The following is a 22,708-nucleotide window of genomic DNA, read 5'->3' as shown; positions in this document are numbered from 1 at the left end:
AAAATAGTAGAAGAAAGTGAGGAAAGGGTGGAATTATTCGTAATTTCATAGTTCAATCTGATTGTAAGACTAACTTAGAATTGGCTTAACCCCCTCTTGAAAGCGTAAAACAAACTAGTCAGGAAAGTCACTTTATGGTATAATATAGAAGACTCAAAAAGAAACAGGAGAAAAAGAATGGATTTACTTTTAGCAATTATCTTGATTGTGCTAGCTTTTCTAGGAGGAGCTCTTGGAGGGATGTACTTGGTTCGTAAGCAAATCGAAAAAGAATTTGCGGACAACCCACGTTTGAACGCTGAGGCAGTTCGTGCTCTTTTGAGCGCAAATGGTCAAAAGCCAAGCGAAGCAAAGGTACAACAAGTTTACCACCAAATTATCCGCCAACAAAAAGCAGCCCTTGCTAACAATAAAAAGAAATAAATAGGAAAAGTCTGGGATGAAAGTTCCAGACTTCTCACTATGTTCAATAGTTCTCAAGGATAAGACTTTTTCCTTGCATTCTATTGATATTTGATTATGATTAAAAGAGAGGCAGTTGACATTTTATCAAGCTGTCGGTTAGTTCCTTCAGGACAAGGAATCATGATGAACTATCAATCAGAAAAAAGACTAGAAAGAAGACTGTATGGATAATCGACCAATTGGTTTTTTGGATTCGGGTGTCGGGGGCTTGACTGTTGTTCGTGAGCTCATGCGCCAGCTTCCCCATGAAGAAATCGTCTATATTGGAGATTCGGCACGGGCGCCCTATGGTCCCCGTCCTGCTGAGCAAATTCGTGAATATACTTGGCAGTTGGTCAACTTTCTCTTGACCAAGGATGTCAAAATGATTGTCATTGCTTGTAATACTGCGACTGCGGTCGTCTGGGAAGAAATCAAGGCGAAACTAGACATTCCTGTTCTAGGTGTGATTTTGCCTGGAGCTTCGGCAGCCATCAAGTCCAGTCAAGGTGGGAAAATCGGGGTGATTGGAACTCCCATGACGGTACAATCAGACATCTACCGTCAGAAAATCCATGATTTGGATCCAGACTTACAGGTGGAAAGTTTGGCCTGTCCCAAGTTTGCCCCCTTGGTTGAATCTGGTGCCTTATCAACTAGTGTAACCAAGAAAGTGGTTTATGAAACCCTGCGTCCCTTGGTCGGCAAGGTGGATAGCTTGATTCTGGGTTGTACCCATTATCCGCTCCTTCGCCCTATCATCCAGAATGTCATGGGACCAAAGGTTCAGCTCATCGATAGTGGGGCTGAGTGTGTACGAGATATCTCCGTCTTACTCAATTATTTTGAAATCAATCGTAGCCGAGATGCGGGGCCTCTTCAACATCGTTTTTACACAACAGCCAATAGCCAAAGTTTTGCTCAGATTGGGGAAGAATGGCTGGAGAAAGAGATTCATGTGGAGCATGTAACATTATGACAAACAAAATTTATGAATACAAGGATGACCAGGACTGGTATGTCGGTGTCTGGGATGTCTATGGAGGCATCTACAGCCTTATCAAAGATCCTCTCGAGCTTGATTTTATGGATTTGGCGCGGATTTTTCGTGATGAGGAAAATGGCTTTCCGATTACGATAACGGTGATGCGCTGGTCTTCTAACTTTCGTCTGCTCTCCTTTATCGTTGAGATTTTAAATGCCGAAGCAGGTCGCAACTTAGAAGTCATCCAACGTCAGGGAGCTCTGCTCTTGGTTGAAAATGGAAAGCTTTTGCATGTTGAATTGCCTAAAGAAGGAGTCGATGTAGAAGCCTTCTTTGAAACTAGCAAGGTTAGAGAAACTCTGCTCATTGCGACTCGTAACGAAGGCAAGACCAAGGAATTCCGAGCTATCTTTGACAAGTTAGGCTACGATGTGGAAAATCTCAATGATTACCCTGATCTACCTGAAGTAGCTGAAACAGGCATGACCTTTGAAGAAAATGCCCGCCTCAAGGCAGAAACCATTTCCCAATTAACAGGCAAGATGGTTTTGGCAGATGATTCTGGTCTCAAAGTCGATGTCCTCGGCGGTTTACCAGGAGTCTGGTCAGCGCGATTCGCTGGTGTGGGAGCTACTGACCGAGAAAACAATGCCAAACTCTTGCACGAATTGGCCATGGTCTTTGATCTCAAGGACCGTTCGGCTCAGTTCCACACAACCCTAGTTGTAGCTAGTCCAAACAAGGAAAGTTTGGTTGTCGAAGCTGACTGGCCGGGTTACATTAACTTTGAACCCAAGGGCGAAAATGGCTTTGGCTATGATCCCCTCTTCCTTGTAGGAGAGACAGGTAAATCCTCAGCAGAGCTAACCCTTGAAGAAAAAAATAGCCAATCCCACCGCGCCTTAGCCGTTAAGAAACTTTTGGAGGTATTTCCATCATGGCAAAGCAAACCATCATTGTAATGAGTGATTCCCATGGCGATAGCTTGATTGTGGAAGAAATTCGTGACCGCTATCTGGGGAAAGTCGATGCCATTTTTCACGATGGTGACTCTGAACTCCGTCCTGATTCACCACTCTGGGAGGGCATCCATGTCGTCAAAGGCAATATGGACTTTTATGCTGGCTACCCAGAACGTTTGGTGACTCAACTTGGTCCGACCAAGATCATCCAGACTCATGGGCACTTGTTTGACATCAATTTCAACTTTCAAAAGTTGGACTACTGGGCTCAGGAAGAAGAAGCGGACATCTGTCTCTATGGTCACTTGCATGTGCCAAATGCTTGGATGGAAGGAAAGACTCTTTTTCTAAATCCAGGCTCCATCAGCCAACCACGAGGGACTATCAGAGAATGTCTCTATGCTCGAGTGGAGATTGATGACAGCTATTTTAAAGTAGACTTTTTGACACGTGACCATGAGGTTTATCCAGGCTTGTCCAAGGAGTTTGCTCGATGATTGCCAAGGAATTTGAAGCATTTTTATTGGAGCAGGAAGAGACTTTTCTTACCCCTGCTGAGAATCTAGCAGCCTTGATTGATACCCATAACGCTGACCATGCAATTTTGGTGCTGAGCCAAATCACCTATACCCGTATCCCTGTTGTGACCTTTGACAAACGCTTTGTTGGAACCATTGGTCTGAGGGACATTTTGGCTTATCAAATGGAGCAAGGTTTGACGGATGAGCAGATGGCAACGACAGACATCGTCAATATGACCAAGACAGATGTGGCAGTCGTCGCTCCAGACTATAACATCACAGAGGTCCTCCATAAACTGGTGGATGAACCCTTCTTGCCAGTGGTAGATGGTGAAGGAATTTTCCAAGGAATCATCACGCGCAAGTCCATCCTCAAGGCCGTCAATGCCCTTTTGCATGACTTTAGTAAGGAATATGAGATTCGATGCAAATGAGAGATAGGATTTCAGACTTTTTAGAGGGAAAGCAGGGCTTGTCTGCCAATTCAAAGCAATCTTATAAGTATGATCTGGAGCAATTTTTAGACATTGTAGGTGAGCGGATCTCTGAGACTAGTCTCAAGATTTACCAAGCCCAACTAGCCAATCTAAAAATCAGCGCCCAGAAACGGAAACTTTCGGCCTGTAACCAATTTCTCTACTTTCTCTATCAAAAAGGGGAGGTGGACAGTTTTTACCGTCTGGAATTAGCCAAGCAAGCTGAAAAGAAGACTGAAAAACCAGAGATTCTAAACTTAGACTCTTTTTGGCAGGAAAGTAATTATTCAGAAGGACGCTTGCTGGCGCTTCTTATTTTGGAAATGGGACTTTTGCCAAGTGAGATTTTAGCCCTTAAGGTTGCAGATATCAATCTGGATTTTCAGGTGTTGCGAATTAACAAGGCTTCCCAACAGAGGATTGTTACCATTCCCACGACCTTGATTCCAGAGCTAGAACCCTTGATGGGGCAGACCTATCTCTTTGAAAGGGGAGGGAAAGCCTACTCTCGTCAGTGGGCCTTTCGTCAGCTGGAGTCCTTTGTCAAGGAGAAAGGTTTCCCAACCTTATCCGCTCAAGCCTTGCGGGAACAGTTCATTCTAAGACAAATAGAAAACAAGGTCGATTTGTACGAAATTGCAAAAAAACTAGGATTAAAAACAGTCCTGACCTTAGAAAAATATAGATAATGGATATTAAATTAAAAGATTTTGAAGGGCCGCTGGACTTACTCTTGCACCTGGTTTCTAAGTACCAGATGGATATTTACGATGTGCCCATTACAGAAGTTATCGAACAGTACCTAGCCTATGTCTCAACTCTGCAGGCCATGCGTCTGGAAGTGACGGGCGAGTATATGGTCATGGCCAGTCAGCTCATGCTGATCAAGAGTCGCAAGCTCTTGCCAAAGGTAGCAGAAGTGACAGACTTGGAGGATGATCTGGAGCAGGACCTTCTCTCTCAAATCGAAGAATACCGCAAGTTCAAACTCTTGGGTGAGCACTTGGAGGCTAAGCACCAAGATCGGGCCCGGTACTATTCCAAAGCGCCAACAGAGTTGATTTACGAAGATGCAGAGCTCGTACATGACAAGACGACCATTGACCTTTTTTTGGCTTTTTCAAATATCCTAGCCAAGAAAAAAGAAGAATTTGCTCAGAATCATACAACTATCTTGCGAGATGAGTATAAAATTGAGGACATGATGGTCATCGTAAAAGAGTCCTTGACTGGACGAGACCAGTTGCGCTTGCAGGATTTGTTCAAGGAAGCCCAGAATGTCCAAGAGGTTATTACCCTCTTTTTGGCGACCTTAGAGTTAATCAAAACCCAGGAACTGATCCTCGTGCAAGAGGAGAGTTTCGGAGATATCTATCTCATGGAAAAGAAGGAAGAAAATCAAGAGGCACAAAGCTAGACTTGATAGAGAGGAAAGATGAGTACTTTAGCAGAAATAGAAGCGCTCTTGTTTGTGGCAGGTGAAGATGGGATTCGGGTTCGTCAGTTGGCTGAACTCCTCTCACTTCCACCGACAGGCATCCAACAGAGTTTAGAAAAATTAGCCCAGAAGTATGAAAAAGACCAAGAGTCGAGCTTGTCCCTGATCGAGACAGGTGGTGCATACAGATTGGTCACCAAGCCTCAATTTGCAGCGATTTTGAAGGAATACTCCAAGGCACCCATCAACCAAAGTTTGTCTCGGGCTGCTCTTGAAACCTTGTCCATCATTGCCTACAAGCAGCCTATCACGCGGATAGAAATTGATGCTATCCGTGGGGTTAACTCGAGTGGGGCCTTGGCAAAGTTGCAGGCCTTTGACTTGATACGAGAAGATGGGAAAAAAGAAGTGTTGGGGCGCCCCAACCTCTATGTGACTACGGATTATTTCCTAGATTACATGGGAATTAACCATTTGGAAGAACTGCCAGTGATTGATGAGCTTGAGATTCAAGCCCAAGAAAGCCAATTATTTGGTGAAAGGATAGAAGAAGATGAGAATCAATAAATATATTGCCCACGCAGGTGTGGCCAGTAGGAGAAAAGCAGAAGAGCTGATCAAACAAGGCTTGGTGACGGTCAACGGCCAAGTGGTGCGTGAACTAGCAACCACTATCAAAGCTGGCGATAAGGTTGAAGTTGAAGGACAACCTATCTACAACGAAGAAAAGGTCTACTATCTGCTTAACAAACCACGTGGAGTGATTTCCAGTGTGACAGATGACAAGGGCCGCAAGACTGTTGTCGACCTCTTGCCCAATGTCAAGGAGCGCATCTACCCTGTGGGACGTTTGGACTGGGATACGTCAGGGGTTTTGATTTTGACCAATGATGGTGATTTTACGGATGAGATGATTCACCCCCGTAATGAGATTGATAAGGTCTATGTCGCGCGTGTTAAAGGTGTGGCTAATAAGGACAATCTCCGCCCCTTGACCCGCGGTCTTGAGATTGATGGCAAGAAAACCAAGCCAGCTGTTTACGAAATTCTCAAAGTGGATCCAGTCAAAAATCGCTCAGTAGTGCAGTTGACTATCCATGAGGGACGTAATCATCAGGTTAAAAAGATGTTTGAAGCTGTCGGTCTTCAAGTGGATAAGTTGTCTCGGACACGTTTTGGACACTTAGACTTGACAGGTCTTCGTCCAGGAGAATCCCGTCGCCTTAATAAAAAAGAAATCAGCCAACTACACACTATGGCTGTAACCAAGAAATAATGAAACGCATCTTAATAGCGCCAGTACGCTTTTACCAACGTTTTATCTCCCCAGCCTTTCCCCCCTCTTGTCGCTTTGAGCCGACTTGTTCCAACTACATGATTCAGGCTATTGAAAAACATGGCTTCAAGGGTGTTCTGATGGGCTTGGCTCGGATTTTACGTTGCCACCCCTGGTCGAAAACAGGTAAGGACCCCGTCCCAGATCACTTTTCCCTCAGACGAAATCAAGAAAAAAAATAACCCAACATCACCTGATGTTGGGTTTTCTTGTTTATTTCAAAGCTTTTTGTGCGTCTTCAATCATGAGTTTGGTTGATTCAAGACCGCCTCCGCTTAGATACCAGAGGTCTGGTGTTAGTTGGATAATTTTATCATTTTTCGCAGCAGGAGTTTCAGCGATGAGGGCATTTTCTAGGACGCCGTCGTTGCTTGAGTTGTCCCCGCCGATGGCAAGGGTACGGTTGATGACAAATAGGATGTCAGGATTGATTTCTTTGACACTTTCAAAGCTGACTTCCTGTCCGTGGCGAGAGTCTTCAAATTGAGTGTCAGTTGGCTTGAATTTCAAGGTTTGGTACAAGAAAGAGAAACGAGATTGGGCACCAAAGGCAGCCATTTTTCCTTCATTGAGGAGAATCGCAAGGGCTTTTTTGTCAGAACTTTCGTTTTTAGTAGCGACTTCCTGAATGCTCTTGTCTAGGTTGGCTAATTCTTCTTTGGCTTTCTGTGTACCAGTTTCGCCAAAGGCGCTTGCTAGGGATTCGATGTTGGTCTTGGTAGAAGCCCAGTAGTCGTCCTTACTTACTTGGAAGAGAACGGTTGGCGCGATTTCTTTGAACTTGTCTACGAATTTTTGGGTACGTGGAGAAGCGATAATCAAATCCGGCTCAAGAGCAGCAATGGCTTCTAGGTCTGGCTCAACCATGGAACCCACATTGTTGACATTTCCTGCAAGATCTTTTAGGTAAGTCGGAACAGTTTTTGTAGGCATTCCGACGATATTCTTTTCAAAACCTAAAGCGCGAATAGTATCCGCAGCACCGAGGTCAAAGGTCACAATCTTTTCAGGAACCTTTGAAAGTTTGACCTCATCTAGTGAACTTTTAATGGTTACCTCTGTTGGAGCAGAGCTACTTGTCTCTGTCTGGCTAGTGCTTGAGTTTGTATTTGTACTACATGCACCAAGTAGGAGCAAGAAGCTGGTCACTAGGGCAGTGAGATAAAGTTTAAGGGATGTTTTCATGATTTCTCCTTTTTAAAATGTGATAACGATGTAGGGAGTCTCTTAGATAGGCTTATTAGCTAAGAGACAGAGAATTCTCTAACATGAGTTTCTGAGTTACTAGCTATAGATACAGATCTTTTTACCATTGATATCAGCTAGCGTGATAGGAATCTCATAGAGTTGACTGAGCAAGTCAGCCTGCATGATTTGAGCAGTCGTTCCCTTGCAAAAGACTTGACCGTCCTTGAAGGCAACAATTTCATCCGCATATTGGCTAGCCATGTTGATATCGTGGAGGACGATGATAATGGTTTTGCCAAGTTCCTCCACCAGTCGCCGAAGGATCTGCATCATGCTGACACTTTGCTTGATATCGAGATTATTGAGCGGTTCGTCTAGCAAGATAAAGTCTGTATCCTGGGCCAGTACCATAGCGATAAAGACACGTTGCAACTGTCCACCAGACAGACTATCGATGTAGCGGTCTTTTAAGCTTGTCAGTTCCAGGTAGTCCAGGGTTTCTCGGATTTTTTCCCAGTCTTCTGCCTTCAGTCGACCACGGCTGTAGGGAAAACGTCCAAAGCTGACTAGTTCTTCAACGGTCAATTTGGCTTGGTAATTGATCTTCTGCTTTAGGATGGTGAGCTCTTTGGCTAGTTCTTGCGAATTCCAACTCTCGATTTCACGCCCTTTGATACTGAGGATTCCCTGATCTTTCTTGGTCAGTCTGCTCATGATGGAGAGAAGAGTTGATTTTCCAGCACCATTTGGACCAATGAAGGCTGTCAGTGTCTGAGGACTGACTTCAAGGAAAATGTCTTGCAAAATATCCTGTTTTTGAATGGATTTGTCAATGTTTTCCAGTTTCACCGACGGGCCCTCCTGTATAGTAAGATAAAGAATAAGAGACCACCCACACTCTCGATGATCATGCTGATGCGAATTTCCAGCGCAAAGACTCGTTCGATGAGGGCTTGCCCCAAGGTTAAGCTAATAAATCCAATTAGAATGGCTACGATAAAGAGCAACTTGTGTCGATAATCTTTGACAATCAGGTAAGTGAGATTGGCCAGCATAAAGCCAAAGAAGGCCATAGGCCCTACCAAGGCAGTGGCTGTTGAGGTCAAGAGCACGATGCCCCAGAGGAGTTCTCTCTGTTCTTTTTCAACATCTAGTCCCAGTATCTGAGCCGTTTCTCTTTGCAGGTGCAAGACATCCAGAACGACTGCTTTGCGAAAGAAAAAGATTGTCAAAGCGAGGATGATCAGAGAACCGATGGCTAGGATGGAAGTGTTGAGATGCTGAAAGGAGGCAAAGAGACTGTTCTGCAGTTTATCGTATTCATTTGGATCCATCAGAACTTGGAGGAAGGTACTGATATTTCGAAAGAGACTTCCCAGGGCTAGGCAGATTAGTAGGATGAAGACCAAATTTTGCTTCATCAGCGTCTTCAAGTAACCTTGTAAGGCGAGAAAGAAGAGGGATTGAAGCAGAAGCAAGACTAGAAATTCTAAGATAGGAGACTTTCCAAGCTGTAGAAATTTGCTTTCAAATATCAGTAGCAGGGTCTGTAGCAAGACATAGAAGGCTTCGATTCCCAAAATACTTGGCGTCAGAAATCGATTTTCCGTCAGGGTTTGAAAACTAATGGTCGAAATCCCTGTCGCGATGGCTACCAAGAGATAAACGATGATTTTTTGGGAACGTAGCTTCCAGGCAAAGGAAGATAGATGGGTGATGGGCCAAAAGTAGAGAAGACAAGCTCCAATGGCCAGAATAATGAGAAGGCAGAAGAGCTTGGTATGTTTGCTTTTAAACTGCATCTTTTTGTCCCCCTCTCCAGAGAAGTAGGATAAAGACGAGGCTACCGATGATTCCTAGTAGGAGACTGACAGACAGCTCATAGGGCCGAATCAAGACTCGAGAGAGGATGTCGCAGGCCAGAACCATATTGGCTCCGACCAGAGCGACCATGAGTTTAGTTTGGCTCAGATTATCTCCATAGCGCTTGCGGACAAGATTGGGAACGATGACCCCGAGAAATGGCAAGGCACCCACGGTAATCATGGTGACACTTGTCGTTAGCGCCACTAGAAATAGGGCCAGCTTTTCAAGTAGGGAGTAAGAAATTCCCAAACTCTCACTGGTTTCCTTACCCAGATTCATGATGGTAAAGGTTTGGGATAATTTCCAAACGGCTATCAGGATAATGAGGCCTAAGAAGAGCCACTCATACTGATGGGTCTGAATCATGGAGAAGGAACCCTGGGTCCAAGCCGTCATACTCTGAACCAGATTGAAACGATAGGCGATAACTTCTGTGATAGAACCGATAATTCCACTATAGATGATCCCGATTAAGGGCAACATCCACCTTTCCTTTACAGAAAAAATAGTCATAAAGGCTAGGAAGAAGAGAGTAAATAAGATGGAAGAGCCAAAAGCAAAGATCATCTTTTGGGTCAGACTCGCAGACGGAAAGACAAAGAGGCTTAACACCATTCCCAGTTTGGCAGCTTCTGTCGTTCCGACTGTACTCGGAGCAGCAAATTGATTTTGAGTAATGGTCTGCATGAGGAGTCCTGCCATGCTCATGCTAGAGGCTGCAAGGAGAATACTGATGGTTCTTGGAAGACGCGACTCTTGAAAGAGAAGCCAAGTCTGTTGGTCAAAAGCAAAGAATTTTTCCCAAGAAAAATCACTGGTTCCAATGGTAATGGAGAGAAAGACTAGGAGTAGAAGTAAGCCTGTTAAAATATGAGAGAGTTTCATGCCCCGTCCTTTCATGTAGATTTGGTATAAAAATACCCTTGGAGATAATGTAACACGATTTTTTTAATCTGTCAATAAATTTTCTGACAATTTAATGTAAAAAGGAAGAAAAATTCCTGAAATTACATCTGCCCTTCTCTTTTATTGGAAAACTGAGTAAAAACCAATCCACCTTCCCACTATCCTTCTCCTATAAAAAGTGGTAAAATGGAGGACAGAAAGAAGGAACTGATATGACAACATTATTTTCAAAAATCAAAGAAGTAACAGAGCTTGCTGCGATCTCAGGCCACGAAGCGCCTGTCCGGACTTATCTTCGTGAGAAGTTAACACCACATGTGGATGAAGTAGTGACAGATGGCTTAGGTGGTATTTTCGGTATCAAGCATTCAGAAGCTACGGATGCACCGCGTGTCTTGGTCGCTTCTCACATGGATGAAGTTGGTTTTATGGTCAGCGAGATTAAGCCAGACGGTACTTTCCGTGTGGTTGAAATCGGTGGCTGGAACCCTATGGTGGTTAGCAGTCAACGCTTTAAACTTTTTACGCGTGACGGTCGTGAAATTCCTGTGATCTCAGGATCTGTTCCTCCACATTTGACTCGTGGAAAGGGTGGACCAACCATGCCAGCCATTGCCGATATCGTTTTTGATGGTGGGTTTGCGGACAAGGCTGAGGCAGAAAGTTTTGGTATCCGTCCGGGTGACACCATCGTGCCAGATAGCTCAGCGATCTTAACAGCCAATGAAAAAAATATCATCTCAAAAGCTTGGGATAATCGCTACGGTGTCCTCATGGTAAGCGAGCTAGCTGAAGCTTTATCAGGTCAAAAACTGGGAAATGAACTCTATCTTGGCTCTAACGTCCAAGAAGAGGTTGGTCTGCGTGGTGCTCATACTTCCACAACCAAGTTTGACCCAGAAGTCTTTCTGGCAGTTGACTGTTCACCTGCTGGTGATGTTTATGGTGGCCAAGGTAAGATTGGGGACGGAACCTTGATTCGCTTCTACGATCCAGGTCACTTGCTCCTCCCAGGCATGAAAGATTTCCTTTTGACAACGGCTGAAGAAGCAGGTATCAAGTACCAATACTACTGTGGAAAAGGTGGAACGGACGCTGGAGCAGCTCATCTGAAAAATGGTGGTGTCCCATCTACAACTATCGGTGTTTGTGCTCGTTATATCCATTCTCACCAAACCCTCTACGCTATGGATGACTTCCTAGAAGCACAAGCTTTCTTGCAAGCCTTGGTGAAAAAATTGGATCGTTCAACGGTTGATTTGATTAAACATTATTAAGCATAAGGGAGGTGATCAGGATGGCAGAACCAAACCTAGAAAGCCTTATAAGAGATCTCTACAACCATGCTCGTCAGGGTTTGAGTGAAGATTTAGTTGCTGCTCTCCTAGAGACTGCTAAAAAACTACCCACTACAAATGAGCAATTACTAGCAGTCCGTCTCTCAGGACTGGTCACCCGTGAATTGCTCACCAATCCCAAACACCCAGCACCTGAATTGATCAACTTGGCTCGCTTTATCAAAAGAGAAGAAGCCAAGTACAGGGGCACTGCAGTTTCTGCTATTATGTTTGGTGAACTCTTTAAAATGCTTTGATTCCATTGTGAATCAAAGCATTTTTTACGTTAGAAAAAATATTCTTGATTAAGAGACGAAAAAAACCACCTAAATTAAGGTGGCTTCTTACCAATTAAATTTGTTCAGCGATGACCTTTTCAGCAAGGTTCATGGCGTGATCAGATACACGAGTGTAATGGGAAATAATGTCGATAAAGTTGACTCCAGCTTGTGTAGAACATTCACCTTTGTTAAGGCGTTTGATATGGGTCTTTCTGAGAACGCGTTCCATATTGTTGATTTCTTTATGGCGTTCAATCAGACTTTGAGCTTTTTCAATATCATTGTTTTCCACACTATCAAGGGCATCCTTGATGAATGTAGTTGTTGCTTGATAAATCTCAGCTAATTCCTCTAAAGCAGCATCAGAAAATTGAACATTCTTACGTTGAAGGTAGTCTGTTAGGTTGAGCAAGCCTTCTGCGTGGTCCCCAATCCGTTCCAAATCACGAGATGAATCTAGGATGTTGGTCAAGACTTCGCTTTCCTTTTGACTCAAGGATTCGCTTGAGAGTCTGATGAGGTAACGAGTGAGTTTTTCATCGATGGTATTGATGGCTTCCTCTGTCTTGTGCCCTTTTTCAGCTACCTTTTCATCCAAACCGATGATATAGGTATAAGAAAGGTCAAAAGCTTTGGCTGCATAGTTCCCCAAGTGCAAGAGTTCTTTTTTGGCATTTCCTAGAGCGATAGAAGGAGATTGCTGGATAAGTTGCTCGTCGAGATAGAGGGGCTCGTACTTGACAACCTCGTCTTCACCAGGGATGAGCTTGGTTACAAAGTAGGCCAAGGCTCCGATGAATGGAAATTGTACAATGGTGTTACTTACGTTAAAGGCACCGTGAGAGAAGGCGATGGTCATCTCAGGTGAGAGGTGAAGGAGTGCCTGGAAGTACTCGATCATAGCAGTAAAGGGGCCTAATAGGATTAAGCAAAGAATAGTTCCTAAAACGTTAAAGGTAACGTGGGTTGCCGCAACGCGTTTCGCAGAGACATTGGCTCCAGCTGCCGCAATGATAACTGTTAAGGTTGTCCCGATATTATCCCCGAAGAGAACTGGTAGTGAACCTTTAAGGTCAAGGAACCCACCTGCATAGAGGCCTTGCAAAATCCCGATTGTAGCCGAGGAAGCCTGGATGAGGACGGTAATCACTGCACCAGCTACCACTCCTAAAATAGGATTTTGTCCCAAGGTGACCATATACTCCTTGAATTGTGGTAAATCTTTAAGCGGACTCATACCGGCACTGATGAGGTTAAGGGCGTAGAAGATTCCCCCGACACCAAACAGGATGCGCCCGATATTGTTTGCTGTTCTGTTTTTTGTAAAGAAGAGGAACATGGTTCCAAGGAAAATCAGAGGTAAAGCATACTCGCCTAGTTTGAAACCGATGATAAAGGAAGTAACAGTGGTTCCGATGTTGGCCCCCATGATAATTCCGATAGCCTGTCTAAGAGTGAGAAGACTAGCGCTGACCAGCCCAACCGTGATAACTGTAACCCCTGTACTTGACTGAATGAGGGCAGTCACGACAATCCCGACTAGAACACCTAAAAAGGGATTGCTGGTGTATTTGTCAATGTAAAAACGAAGGCGATCTCCAGCAGCTTGTTGCAAACCGTCTCCCATGGTCTTAATACTGTATAAAAACAGTCCTAGACCTCCTAAAAAGTGAAATAAAATTTCCTGCCAATTAATGGACATTTCTTTTTCCTCCGAAAAATAATAACGGAATTTCTCCTATTCTATTTTAAAGGATAAAAGTAAATCTCACAAGTGTTTAGCTGAAATTTTCATAAGAAACAAGAACTTTCTTTTAAAATGAGAGATAGATTCCCTTTAAGATAGATGATTTATAGGATTGTGTCCAAATTTTACTGATTATTATCCTAGTTATAGTTTTTATGTTAAATAGATTGACATCGCTTTCATATAGTATAAAATGAAGATGATCCTGTTCTGGTGGTGTGCACTGAGAACAGTTACTTTTTATCAAAAAGTAAAGCGCTTACTTTATATTTTATTAGGAGGATAAGATGAAAGATCTATTTTTTGAAAAACGTTGCCGTTACAGTATTCGTAAGCTGTCAATCGGGGCTTGTTCCTTGATGATTGGTTCAGCTCTATTTGCGAGCCCAGCTCTTGCCGAACAAGTCGCAGTCCCTGAAACAGCTGCAAATACGAGCGCCCAAGCTACAAGCGCTAGTGAAACAACTAATCCAGATACTGCAGCCCTTGAAAAACAATTAGAGGAAACAGAGAACAAAGTAGCTGAGCAACCAATTTCAGAAAACACTCCAGCAATAACGGATCTGGTTAATGAAAAAGAAGAAGCAAAGCCAACTCCGACAGATAAAACTGAAAAACCTGCTCAACCAACTGAAAAAGAAGAAGTTAAACCAGAGGAAACTCCTCAAGTAGCTGAGAAGAAAGCCGACAAACCGACTCTAGCAGACGTTCCTAAAAATGAAGAAAAGAGTCTCCGACCAAAAGAAATCAAATTTGATACCTGGGAGGATTTGTTGAAATGGGAACCGGGTGCGCGTGAGGATGATCCCATTAACCGTTCATCAGTTGAACTCGCCAAGCGCCATAGAGGCCAGTTGGTTAACGAAAAAGCAAGCAGAAGAGCCAAGGTTCAGGCGCTGGCAAATACCAACTCAAAGGCCAAAGACCACGCTTCTGTTGGTGGAGAAGAATTCAAGGCCTATGCTTTTGACTACTGGCAATACTTGGATTCAATGGTCTTCTGGGAAGGTCTAGTTCCAACTCCAGATGTCATTGATGCAGGCCACCGCAACGGAGTTCCCGTTTATGGAACCCTCTTTTTCAACTGGTCAAATAGCATTGCCGACCAAGAGAAATTTGCAGCTGCCTTGAAACAAGACGCAGATGGCACCTTCCCAATTGCACGCAAACTCGTTGATCTCGCTAAATACTATGGCTTTGATGGCTATTTCATCAATCAGGAAACAACGGGGGAATTGGTAGCACCTCTTGGTGAAAAAATGCGCCAATTCATGCTCTATACAAAAGAATACGCAGCCAAAGTCAACCACCCGATCAAGTATGCTTGGTACGATGCCATGACCTACAAATACGGTCGTTACCACGAAGATGGTCTAGGTGATTACAACTACCAGTTCATGCAAAAAGAAGGCGACAAGGTTCCTGCGGATCAATTCTTTGCCAATTTCAACTGGAACAAGGAAAAGAATGACCACTCCGTAGAGATGGCAAAATGGCTAGAACGTAGCCAGTATGATGTCTTTGCAGGCTTGGAATTGCAACAAGGTGGCTCTTATAAGACCAAAGTCAAATGGGATGCCCTCTTAGATGAAAAAGGCAAGTTGCGTTTGTCACTTGGACTTTTTGCACCAGATACGATTACCAGTCTAGGAAAAACAGGCGAAGATTACCACAAGAATGAAGATATCTTCTTCACAGGTTACCAAGGAGATCCAACGGCTCAAAAACCAGCTGACAAAGAGTGGTATGGAATTGCCAATTTAGTTGCTGACCGCACACCAGCAGTTGGCCGAACCTTCACGACCTCCTTTAATACAGGTCATGGTAGAAAATGGTTTGTAGACGGCAAAGTTTCTAAGGATTCTGAGTGGAACTACCGTTCTGTTTCTGGTGTCTTACCAACATGGCGCTGGTGGCAGACTTCAACGGGGGAAAAACTTCGTGCAGAATATGACTTTACAGATGCCTACAATGGTGGAAACTCTCTTAAATTCTCAGGTGATGTAGCTGGTAAGACGGACCAGGATGTGAATTTGTATTCTACCAAGCTAGAAGTAACTGAGAAAACCAAACTTCGTGTTGCCCACAAGGGAGGAAAAGGCTCTAAAGTTTATATGGCTTTCTCTACAACACCAGACTACAAATTTGAGGATGCAGCCGCATGGAAAGAACTAACTCTCTCTGATGACTGGAAGAATGAAGAATTTGACCTTAGCTCACTAGCAGGTAAAACCATCTATGCAGTCAAACTCTTCTTCGAACATGAAGGGGCTGTAAAAGATTATCAGTTTAACCTAGGTCAATTAACCATTTCAGACAATCACCAAGCGCCACAAGCACCTACAGGTCTCTCTGTGGTGAAGCAATCTCTTAAGAATGCCCAAGAAGCTGAAGCAGTGGTCCAATTTGCTGGTAACCAAGATGCAGATTTCTATGAAGTCTACGAAAAAGACGGTGATAACTGGCGTTTGTTGACAGGATCATCTGCTTCCACTATCTACTTGCCAAAAGTTAGTCGCTCTGCTAATGCGACTGGTACGACTCAGGAACTGAAAGTCGTTGCAGTTGGTAAAAATGGCCTCCGTTCCGAAGCTGCGACGGCATCCTTTAACTGGGGCATGACAGTTCAGGATACGACTCTCCCAAGACCTTTAGCTGAAAATATTGTTCCAGGGGCAAAGGTTATCGGTAGTACTTTCCCAAATACTGAAGGTGGAGAAGGTATTGAAGGCATGTTGAACGGTACGATTACAAGTTTGTCAGACAAGTGGTCTTCAGGACAATTGAGCGGTAGTGTCGATATTCGTTTGACCCAACCACGTCGTGTTGTCAGATGGGTAATGGATCATGCGGGAGCTGGTGGTGAGTCTGTTAACGATGGTCTGATGAATACCAAGGACTTTGATCTTTATTACAAGGATACAGATGGCGAGTGGAAACTAGCTAAGGAAGTCCGTGGCAATAAAGCGCACGTGACGGATATCACTCTTGATAAACCAATCACCGCCCAAGACTGGCGTTTGCATGTCATTACATCTGATAACGGAACACCTTGGAAAGCCATTCGTATCTACAACTGGAAGATGTACGAAACCTTGGACACAGAAAGTCAAAATATTCCAATGGCTAAGGTAGCTGCTCGTTCACTTGGAAACCATCAAGTTCAACTTGGTTTCTCTGATGTTCCAGCGGGTGCAACTATCACCGTTTACGACAAGGCAGATTCACAAACACCAATTGCAACCTTGAAGTCTGAAACTGGAGGCGACTTGGCAACAGCACCATTGGGCTTTGACAAGCAACCAACTCTCCTCTACTATCGTACCCAACTACCTGGCAAAGAAATCAGTAACACCTTGGCAGTAGCAATTCCGCAGGATGAGAGAAAAATTGCTGCAGTTAGCCTTGAAAAAGGACCTAAGAAGATAGTTTACAAAGAGGGAGAAAAACTTGACCTTAGAGGTGGGACTCTCCGTGTTCAATACGAAGGGGGACAAGCCGATGAGCTGATCAACCTTACTCACTCAGGTGTGACAGTATCTGGCTACAACGCTCATCAAAAAGGGGAACAAAAGCTCACAGTCAGCTACCTTGGACTTCCAGTTACTGGTGCCTTGAAGGTACAAGTGACTGGTCAAGATGAAGGGAAGCCGAAAGAAGTAGCAGGCTTGTACATTACTCAGAAACCGAAAACAGACTATCTAGTAGGAGAGCAACTGGATCTTGCAGAAGGTCGCTTCGGTGTTCTCTATGATGATGAGACGGAAGAAAGTCATGCCTTTACGGACCAAGGTGTTGAAATCACGGGCTATGATGCTCAGAAGACTGGACGACAAACCTTGACCTTGCATTACAAGGGACACACTGCTGAGTTCGATGTCTTGGTTTCTCCAAAAGCAGCTGTCAACGATGAGTACCTCAAACAAGAAATCACTGCTGCCCAAGGTCGCCAGTCAACCCTTGGCTACACCTTCTCAAGCGAGGACAAACAAGCAGCACTAGTAGAGAAGCTCAATGCAGCGAAAGCTGTAGCAGAAAACCATAATGCTAGCCAAGAAGAAGTCAATCGGGCTTTGAATGAGTTGAAACAAGCAGGGACAGCCTTGGATGGAAATCAACGTTATCAGACTGCTAGAGAAGAATTGGAAGGTTTGCTCGAATCCCTTCGTGAAAAAGATCCTAAAGCTGAGTTGATTGCCCAAGCAGAAACCTTGTTGGCTTCAGAAATGCCAACTCCACAAGCTTTTGCGGAAATGAAAGAAAAGCTAAATAAGAAACTAGCTCCTGCAGAAGAAAGTCATCATGTTGGAAGCGTGGATCCAAATGAAGTGGCCCCAACGGTTGAGGCCCTCCCTGAACTAGTTATTGAAACTGAAACAACAGCCTTTGAACGTCAGGAGCGACCAAACGCAGCCCTTCTCAAAGGACAACGCCGTGTTGTGCAAGCTGGAGTTGAAGGCCAAGTTCGCCACTTTGTAGCAGTAGATACCCAAGGCAAACGCACTCTTCGTTCGACTGAGGTAGTCAAGGAAGCAATCCCAGAAATCACCGAAGTTGGAACAAAAGTTCTATCAAGCAACCAACCAGCTGAAGGTGTGAAAGATTTAGTTCTAGAAACTCCGAAACTGGAAATTGAAGAGGGGACAGTTTCCTTCGAACGTCAGGAACGACCAAATGCAGCCCTTCTCAAAGGACAACGCCAGCTAGTTCAAGCAGGAGTTGAAGGCCAAGTTCGTCGCTTTGTAGAAGTTGATGGTCAGGGCAAACGCACCCTTCATTCTACTGAGGTTCTCAAGGAAGCCCTTCCAGAAATTGTTGAAGTTGGAACGAAAGAAGAGCAAGTCTCACAAACAAGGGATCAAGCGCTCTCAGCAACACCAGCAAAAGTTGAAGAAACAAGCAGAGAGCTTCCAAATACGGGAGCGACAAGAGATGCTAGCCTAGTAGCGCTGGGACTTCTCGGACTAATGAGTGGCTACGGCTTGCTCTCTAAAAAGAGGAGAGAAGACTAATCAGATTTACGAATCTTGGATTTTCTCATAAAAACTAAAAAACAAGGTTTGACTATAGATTAGTCAGGCCTTGTTTTAATTACTTATTTTATGAGGTCTTTCTAGTTTTAATTTTAAAAAAAGTAGTTTCAGTTGCAAGAATGAACAAGAAAAGTTTAGGGTTTTTCTATCTCTTTTGCGGATTTTGTGATATAATTAACACGTATAAAAAAAGAAGGAGTCATATCTAATGGCAAAATTGACTGTTAAAGACGTTGACTTGAAAGGGAAAAAAGTTCTCGTTCGTGTTGACTTCAACGTACCTGTTAAAGATGGCGTGATTACCAATGACAACCGTATCACTGCAGCTCTTCCAACTATCAAGTACATCCTTGAACAAGGTGGACGTGCAATCCTCTTCTCTCACCTTGGACGTGTAAAAGAAGAAGCAGACAAAGAAGGTAAATCACTTGCTCCTGTAGCTGCTGACTTGGCTGCTAAATTGGGACAAGAAGTTAAATTTATCCCAGGTGTTACACGTGGTGCTGAATTGGAAGCCGCTGTTAACGCTCTTGAAGATGGACAAGTTCTCTTGGTTGAAAACACTCGTTTCGAAGATGTTGATGGCAAGAAAGAATCTCAAAACGATCCTGAACTTGGTAAATACTGGGCATCACTTGGAGATGGCATCTTCGTAAACGATGCATTCGGTACAGCTCACCGTGCACACGCATCTAACGTTGGTATCTCAGCAAACGTTGAAAAAGCAGTTGCTGGTTTCCTTCTTGAAAACGAAATTGCCTACATCCAAGAAGCTGTTGAAGCTCCAGAACGTCCATTCGTAGCGATCCTTGGTGGTTCAAAAGTATCTGACAAGATCGGTGTCATCGAAAACTTGCTTGAAAAAGCTGATAAAGTTCTTATCGGTGGTGGGATGACTTACACATTCTACAAAGCTCAAGGTATCGAAATCGGTAACTCACTTGTAGAAGAAGACAAATTGGATGTTGCGAAAGCTCTTCTTGAAAAAGCAAACGGCAAATTGATCTTGCCAGTTGACTCAAAAGAAGCAAACGCATTTGCTGACTACACTGAAGTGAAAGACACTGAAGGTGAAGCAGTTGATCCAGGTTTCCTTGGTTTGGATATCGGTCCAAAATCTATCGCTAAATTTGACGAAGCTTTGACTGGTGCCAAAACAGTTGTATGGAACGGACCTATGGGTGTATTTGAAAACCCTGACTTCCAAGCTGGAACAATCGGTGTCATGGATGCTATCGTGAAACAACCAGGTGTGAAATCAATCATCGGTGGTGGTGACTCAGCTGCCGCAGCCATCAACCTTGGCCGTGCAGACAAGTTCTCATGGATCTCTACTGGTGGTGGAGCATCAATGGAACTCCTTGAAGGTAAAGTATTGCCAGGACTTGCAGCTTTGACTGAAAAATAAATAGTTTAACTAAAGGAAGATGGTGTGACCATCTTCTTTTTAATTTAATTTATAAATAGGTGGAATTTTTCTATAAATAAAAAAAGAGTAAATATTTGCATCCTGCCTTGTAAAGTGCTAGTATAAAAAGTAACGACTAAATTTAGATAAGGAAAAGGATTATAATGAAAAATAAAAAAGAAGTCTATGGATTTCGTAAAAGCAAAGTTGCGAAAACGTTGTGTGGTGCTGTTTTAGGAACTGCTTTGATTGCTTTTGCAGACAAAGCAGTATTTGCTGATGAAGTTACAGAGACAACTAGTACAAGTACAGTTGAGGTAGCTACTACAGGGAACCCAGCCACAAATCTACCTGAAGCTCAGGGTGAAATGAGCCAAGTTGCCAAAGCAAGCCAAGCTAAGGCTGGTTCTAAAGACTCAGCTTTGCCAGTAGAAGTATCATCAGCTGATTTGGATAAAGCAGTTGCTGATGCAAAATCTGCAGGAGTTAAGGTAGTTCAAGATGAAACAAAAGACAAAGGAACAGCCACAACTGCTACAGAGAATGCTCAAAAACAAGATGAGATTAAAAGCGACTATGCTAAACAGGCTGAAGAAGTAAAGACAACAACTGAAGCATATAAAAAAGAAGTCGCAGCTCATCAGGCTGAAACAGATAAAATCAATGCTGAAAACAAAGCAGCGGATGACAAGTACCAAAAAGATCTAAAAAGTCATCAAGAAGAAGTTGAAAAAATCAACACTGCTAATGCAACAGCTAAAGCAGAATATGAGGCTAAGCTAGCACAATATCAAAAAGATTTAGCAACTGTCAAAAAAGCAAATGAAGATAGTCAACAGGATTATCAAAATAAACTTTCAGCTTACCAGACAGAATTAGCTCGAGTACAAAAAGCTAATGCTGAAGCTAAAGAGGCTTATGATAAAGCAGTAAAAGAAAATACAGCTAAAAACGAAGCGCTTAAAGCTGAAAATGAAGCGATTAAACAGCGTAATGAAACTGCAAAAGCGAATTATGAAGCAGCGATGAAGCAGTATGAAGCAGACCTTGCAGCTATTAAGAAAGCTAAAGAGGATAATGATGCTGATTATCAAGCTAAATTAGCAGCTTATCAAACAGAATTGGCACGTGTTCAAAAGGCTAATTCTGATGCAAAAATAGCCTATGAAAAGGCTGTTGAAGAAAACACAGCTAAAAACAATGCTATCCAAGCTGAAAATGAAGCTATTAAACAACGAAATGAAACAGCCAAGGCAACTTATGAGGCTAAAATAGCACAATACGAAAAAGACTTGGCAGCAGTCAAACAAGCGAATGCAGCTAACGAAACAGACTACCAAACTAAGTTAGCGGCTTATCAGACAGAACTAGCTCGTGTTCAAAAGGCAAATGCTGATGCTAAAGCAGCTTATGAGAAGGCTGTTGAAGAAAACACAGCTAAAAATGCAGCGCTCCAAGCTGAAAACGAAGAAATCAAGCAACGGAATGCCGCGGCTAAAACTGACTATGAAGCAAAATTAGCTAAATATGAAGCTGATCTTGCCAAATATAAGAAAGAGTTGGCTGAGTATCCGGCTAAGTTGCAGGCTTATAAAGATGAGCAGGCTAAAATTAAGGCAGCTATGGCTTTAGCAGAATCAAAGAAGAATGAAGATGGAAACTTGAGTCGCCCAAGTGCTCAAAGTTTGATTTTCAAATCGGAGCCTAATGCTGAACTTTCATTGACTACAACTGGTGAATTTGTTAGCTATACTGGCATGGAAGCAGCTGTGAAGAATACTGCAGAATTTGCCAATAAACTCTTCCAGTTGGATAACTTTAAAGTAACAGACATTCAAAATGCTAACTACCAGACAAACAAACAGGAAAGCTTTGGTACAGTCGGTAAGTATTCTGAGTACAATTCAAATGTAACAAGTGGTAAGGGACCAACTGAATGGTCTTCAGTCCTGCTGAAACGAGGTCAGTCTGCAACAGCAACTTATACGAATCTTCAGGGGACTTACTATCAAGGGAAAAAAGTTTCTAAAATCGTCTATACTTATACTCTTGATCCTAGTTCCAAGTTCCGCAATGATAAGGCTTGGTTGGGAATTTTTAAAGACCCAACGATGGGGGTTTTCGCTTCGGCTTATACTGGTAATACAGAAGATGCTACCTCTCTCTTCGTTAAGACTGAGTTTCAATTCTATGATGAAGATGGTCAAATTATTAATTTTGACAAGGCCTTGATGTCTGTAGCGTCTCTTAACCGCGAAGCAAACTCAATCGAGATGGCTAAAGATTATACTGGGAATTTCATCAAAATTTCGGGTTCTTCAGTTGGTGAAAAGAACGGCCAAATTTATGCGACAGAATCTGAAAACTTCAAAAAAGGAGTTGGTGGTTCCCGCTTCACCATGTATAAGAATAGTCAACCAGATTCTGGTTGGGATAATGCAGATGCACCAAACTCTTGGTATGGTGCGGGAGCAGTGGAAATCTCAGGTCCTTCAAATAGTATGACTATCGGAACAATTTCGTCTTCAGAAGTGTTGGGACAGCCTGCAGCGAATGATCCACGTAGAGCAGAGAAATTATCTCCCAAAAAGCCAAATATTTGGTTTGCGATTAACGGAAATGTTCGAGCAACTAATTTGCCAACCATCACATTAGAAAAACCAACTCCGCCAGTAGAACCAACTGCACCACAAGCTCCTACTTATGAAGTAGAGAAACCACTGGAACCAGCTCCAGTAGTACCAAACTACGAAAATGAGCCAACTCCACCGGTAAAAACT

Annotated in this window: 20 protein-coding genes; 15 read left to right on the top strand and 5 right to left on the bottom strand. The window is 43.4% G+C overall.

Annotation, left to right across the window (positions count from 1 at the left end; all coding sequences use genetic code 11):
- Positions 1 to 177 precede the first annotated feature (177 nt).
- The 10 genes from HMPREF3057_RS09665 to yidD all read left to right on the top strand — a co-directional run bounded on the left by HMPREF3057_RS09665 (position 178) and on the right by yidD (position 6,344).
- Positions 178 to 423 carry a YneF family protein gene (locus HMPREF3057_RS09665; protein WP_000364980.1) on the top strand — a complete coding sequence of 82 codons (246 nt, stop codon included), beginning with the start codon at positions 178 to 180 and terminating at the stop codon, positions 421 to 423.
- 205 nt (positions 424 to 628) lie between these two features.
- Complete coding sequence (gene racE, locus HMPREF3057_RS09660) at positions 629 to 1,423, top strand: glutamate racemase (RefSeq protein WP_057489219.1); 795 nt, start codon at positions 629 to 631, stop codon at positions 1,421 to 1,423.
- On the top strand, positions 1,381 to 2,391 hold the full coding sequence (locus tag HMPREF3057_RS09655) for a nucleoside-triphosphate diphosphatase (protein ID WP_373878922.1): 1,011 nt from the start codon (positions 1,381 to 1,383) through the stop codon (positions 2,389 to 2,391). Before racE ends, HMPREF3057_RS09655 begins: the two co-directional genes overlap by 43 nt.
- A complete protein-coding gene (locus tag HMPREF3057_RS09650; protein WP_001118944.1) occupies positions 2,367 to 2,888 on the top strand; it encodes a metallophosphoesterase in 522 nt (173 codons plus the stop codon). Before HMPREF3057_RS09655 ends, HMPREF3057_RS09650 begins: the two co-directional genes overlap by 25 nt.
- Positions 2,885 to 3,346 carry a cyclic-di-AMP-binding protein CbpB gene (gene cbpB, locus HMPREF3057_RS09645; RefSeq protein ID WP_000560697.1) on the top strand — a complete coding sequence of 154 codons (462 nt, stop codon included), beginning with the start codon at positions 2,885 to 2,887 and terminating at the stop codon, positions 3,344 to 3,346. Before HMPREF3057_RS09650 ends, cbpB begins: the two co-directional genes overlap by 4 nt.
- Entirely contained in the window at positions 3,343 to 4,077 is a 735-nt protein-coding gene (gene xerD, locus HMPREF3057_RS09640; protein WP_306806727.1) for a site-specific tyrosine recombinase XerD, read from the top strand. The genes cbpB and xerD overlap by 4 nt, the downstream gene beginning before the upstream one ends.
- The gene (locus HMPREF3057_RS09635; RefSeq protein WP_049484339.1) at positions 4,077 to 4,805 is read left to right on the top strand and encodes a segregation/condensation protein A; all 729 of its coding nucleotides are present in this window, start codon (positions 4,077 to 4,079) and stop codon (positions 4,803 to 4,805) included. The genes xerD and HMPREF3057_RS09635 overlap by 1 nt, the downstream gene beginning before the upstream one ends.
- 18 nt (positions 4,806 to 4,823) lie before the next feature.
- Positions 4,824 to 5,393: an SMC-Scp complex subunit ScpB gene (scpB, locus tag HMPREF3057_RS09630; protein ID WP_000105288.1), complete on the top strand. Its 570-nt coding sequence runs from the start codon at positions 4,824 to 4,826 to the stop codon at positions 5,391 to 5,393.
- Entirely contained in the window at positions 5,380 to 6,102 is a 723-nt protein-coding gene (locus tag HMPREF3057_RS09625; protein WP_001222211.1) for a pseudouridine synthase, read from the top strand. The genes scpB and HMPREF3057_RS09625 overlap by 14 nt, the downstream gene beginning before the upstream one ends.
- Complete coding sequence (yidD, locus tag HMPREF3057_RS09620) at positions 6,102 to 6,344, top strand: membrane protein insertion efficiency factor YidD (protein WP_000821627.1); 243 nt, start codon at positions 6,102 to 6,104, stop codon at positions 6,342 to 6,344. Before HMPREF3057_RS09625 ends, yidD begins: the two co-directional genes overlap by 1 nt.
- A 31-nt stretch (positions 6,345 to 6,375) precedes the next feature.
- Here the strand turns inward: yidD and HMPREF3057_RS09615 are convergent, their stop codons facing one another.
- From HMPREF3057_RS09615 to HMPREF3057_RS09600, 4 genes are all read right to left on the bottom strand, one after another.
- Positions 6,376 to 7,347, bottom strand: coding sequence for a siderophore ABC transporter substrate-binding protein (locus HMPREF3057_RS09615; protein WP_049484341.1), 972 nt, complete (start codon positions 7,345 to 7,347; stop codon positions 6,376 to 6,378).
- 99 nt (positions 7,348 to 7,446) lie between these two features.
- Positions 7,447 to 8,199 carry an iron ABC transporter ATP-binding protein gene (locus HMPREF3057_RS09610; RefSeq protein ID WP_070697425.1) on the bottom strand — a complete coding sequence of 251 codons (753 nt, stop codon included), beginning with the start codon at positions 8,197 to 8,199 and terminating at the stop codon, positions 7,447 to 7,449.
- Positions 8,196 to 9,152 (bottom strand): iron chelate uptake ABC transporter family permease subunit, encoded by a 957-nt coding sequence (locus HMPREF3057_RS09605; RefSeq protein ID WP_070697422.1) that lies wholly within the window; start codon positions 9,150 to 9,152, stop codon positions 8,196 to 8,198. Before HMPREF3057_RS09605 ends, HMPREF3057_RS09610 begins: the two co-directional genes overlap by 4 nt.
- A complete protein-coding gene (locus tag HMPREF3057_RS09600; RefSeq protein WP_049478827.1) occupies positions 9,142 to 10,101 on the bottom strand; it encodes an ABC transporter permease in 960 nt (319 codons plus the stop codon). Before HMPREF3057_RS09600 ends, HMPREF3057_RS09605 begins: the two co-directional genes overlap by 11 nt.
- Positions 10,102 to 10,334: 233 nt before the next feature.
- Here HMPREF3057_RS09600 and pepA point away from each other — a divergent pair, with 233 nt between their 5' ends.
- Positions 10,335 to 11,399 (top strand): glutamyl aminopeptidase, encoded by a 1,065-nt coding sequence (gene pepA, locus HMPREF3057_RS09595; RefSeq protein WP_049478828.1) that lies wholly within the window; start codon positions 10,335 to 10,337, stop codon positions 11,397 to 11,399.
- Between the two features lie 20 nt (positions 11,400 to 11,419).
- Positions 11,420 to 11,716, top strand: coding sequence for a bacteriocin immunity family protein (locus tag HMPREF3057_RS09590; RefSeq protein WP_000840148.1), 297 nt, complete (start codon positions 11,420 to 11,422; stop codon positions 11,714 to 11,716).
- 94 nt (positions 11,717 to 11,810) lie between these two features.
- Here the strand turns inward: HMPREF3057_RS09590 and HMPREF3057_RS09585 are convergent, their stop codons facing one another.
- Positions 11,811 to 13,442, bottom strand: a complete 1,632-nt coding sequence (locus HMPREF3057_RS09585) for a Na/Pi cotransporter family protein (protein WP_000026664.1) — start codon at positions 13,440 to 13,442, stop codon at positions 11,811 to 11,813.
- 332 nt (positions 13,443 to 13,774) lie between these two features.
- Between HMPREF3057_RS09585 and HMPREF3057_RS09580 the strand changes: the two genes are divergently transcribed.
- From HMPREF3057_RS09580 to HMPREF3057_RS09570, 3 genes are all read left to right on the top strand, one after another.
- Positions 13,775 to 18,499: an endo-beta-N-acetylglucosaminidase gene (locus HMPREF3057_RS09580; RefSeq protein WP_070697420.1), complete on the top strand. Its 4,725-nt coding sequence runs from the start codon at positions 13,775 to 13,777 to the stop codon at positions 18,497 to 18,499.
- 229 nt (positions 18,500 to 18,728) lie between these two features.
- Positions 18,729 to 19,928, top strand: coding sequence for a phosphoglycerate kinase (gene pgk, locus HMPREF3057_RS09575; protein WP_070697419.1), 1,200 nt, complete (start codon positions 18,729 to 18,731; stop codon positions 19,926 to 19,928).
- Between the two features lie 164 nt (positions 19,929 to 20,092).
- Positions 20,093 to 22,708, top strand: a 2,616-nt coding sequence (locus tag HMPREF3057_RS09570) for an antigen I/II family LPXTG-anchored adhesin (protein WP_142350363.1), incomplete at its 3' end; no start/stop codon positions are given.

Origin of the sequence: Streptococcus sp. HMSC072D05, assembly GCF_001815805.1 — a bacterium.
Taxonomy (GTDB): Bacteria; Bacillota; Bacilli; order Lactobacillales; family Streptococcaceae; genus Streptococcus.
The sequence above is the reverse complement of the archived record's forward strand: the minus strand, read 5'-3'. Positions and strand labels throughout refer to the sequence as shown.

Coding starts and splice junctions, on each gene's coding strand:
- HMPREF3057_RS09580 (WP_070697420.1), top strand. CDS start 13,775: ATGAAAGATCTATTTTTTGAAAAACGTTGCCGTTACAGTATTCGTAAG.
- cbpB (WP_000560697.1), top strand. CDS start 2,885: ATGATTGCCAAGGAATTTGAAGCATTTTTATTGGAGCAGGAAGAGACT.
- HMPREF3057_RS09665 (WP_000364980.1), top strand. CDS start 178: ATGGATTTACTTTTAGCAATTATCTTGATTGTGCTAGCTTTTCTAGGA.
- pgk (WP_070697419.1), top strand. CDS start 18,729: ATGGCAAAATTGACTGTTAAAGACGTTGACTTGAAAGGGAAAAAAGTT.
- HMPREF3057_RS09605 (WP_070697422.1), bottom strand. CDS start 9,152: ATGCAGTTTAAAAGCAAACATACCAAGCTCTTCTGCCTTCTCATTATT.
- HMPREF3057_RS09585 (WP_000026664.1), bottom strand. CDS start 13,442: ATGTCCATTAATTGGCAGGAAATTTTATTTCACTTTTTAGGAGGTCTA.
- HMPREF3057_RS09600 (WP_049478827.1), bottom strand. CDS start 10,101: ATGAAACTCTCTCATATTTTAACAGGCTTACTTCTACTCCTAGTCTTT.
- HMPREF3057_RS09625 (WP_001222211.1), top strand. CDS start 5,380: ATGAGAATCAATAAATATATTGCCCACGCAGGTGTGGCCAGTAGGAGA.
- pepA (WP_049478828.1), top strand. CDS start 10,335: ATGACAACATTATTTTCAAAAATCAAAGAAGTAACAGAGCTTGCTGCG.
- xerD (WP_306806727.1), top strand. CDS start 3,343: ATGAGAGATAGGATTTCAGACTTTTTAGAGGGAAAGCAGGGCTTGTCT.
- scpB (WP_000105288.1), top strand. CDS start 4,824: ATGAGTACTTTAGCAGAAATAGAAGCGCTCTTGTTTGTGGCAGGTGAA.
- HMPREF3057_RS09635 (WP_049484339.1), top strand. CDS start 4,077: ATGGATATTAAATTAAAAGATTTTGAAGGGCCGCTGGACTTACTCTTG.
- HMPREF3057_RS09655 (WP_373878922.1), top strand. CDS start 1,381: ATGGCTGGAGAAAGAGATTCATGTGGAGCATGTAACATTATGACAAAC.
- yidD (WP_000821627.1), top strand. CDS start 6,102: ATGAAACGCATCTTAATAGCGCCAGTACGCTTTTACCAACGTTTTATC.
- racE (WP_057489219.1), top strand. CDS start 629: ATGGATAATCGACCAATTGGTTTTTTGGATTCGGGTGTCGGGGGCTTG.
- HMPREF3057_RS09615 (WP_049484341.1), bottom strand. CDS start 7,347: ATGAAAACATCCCTTAAACTTTATCTCACTGCCCTAGTGACCAGCTTC.
- HMPREF3057_RS09590 (WP_000840148.1), top strand. CDS start 11,420: ATGGCAGAACCAAACCTAGAAAGCCTTATAAGAGATCTCTACAACCAT.
- HMPREF3057_RS09650 (WP_001118944.1), top strand. CDS start 2,367: ATGGCAAAGCAAACCATCATTGTAATGAGTGATTCCCATGGCGATAGC.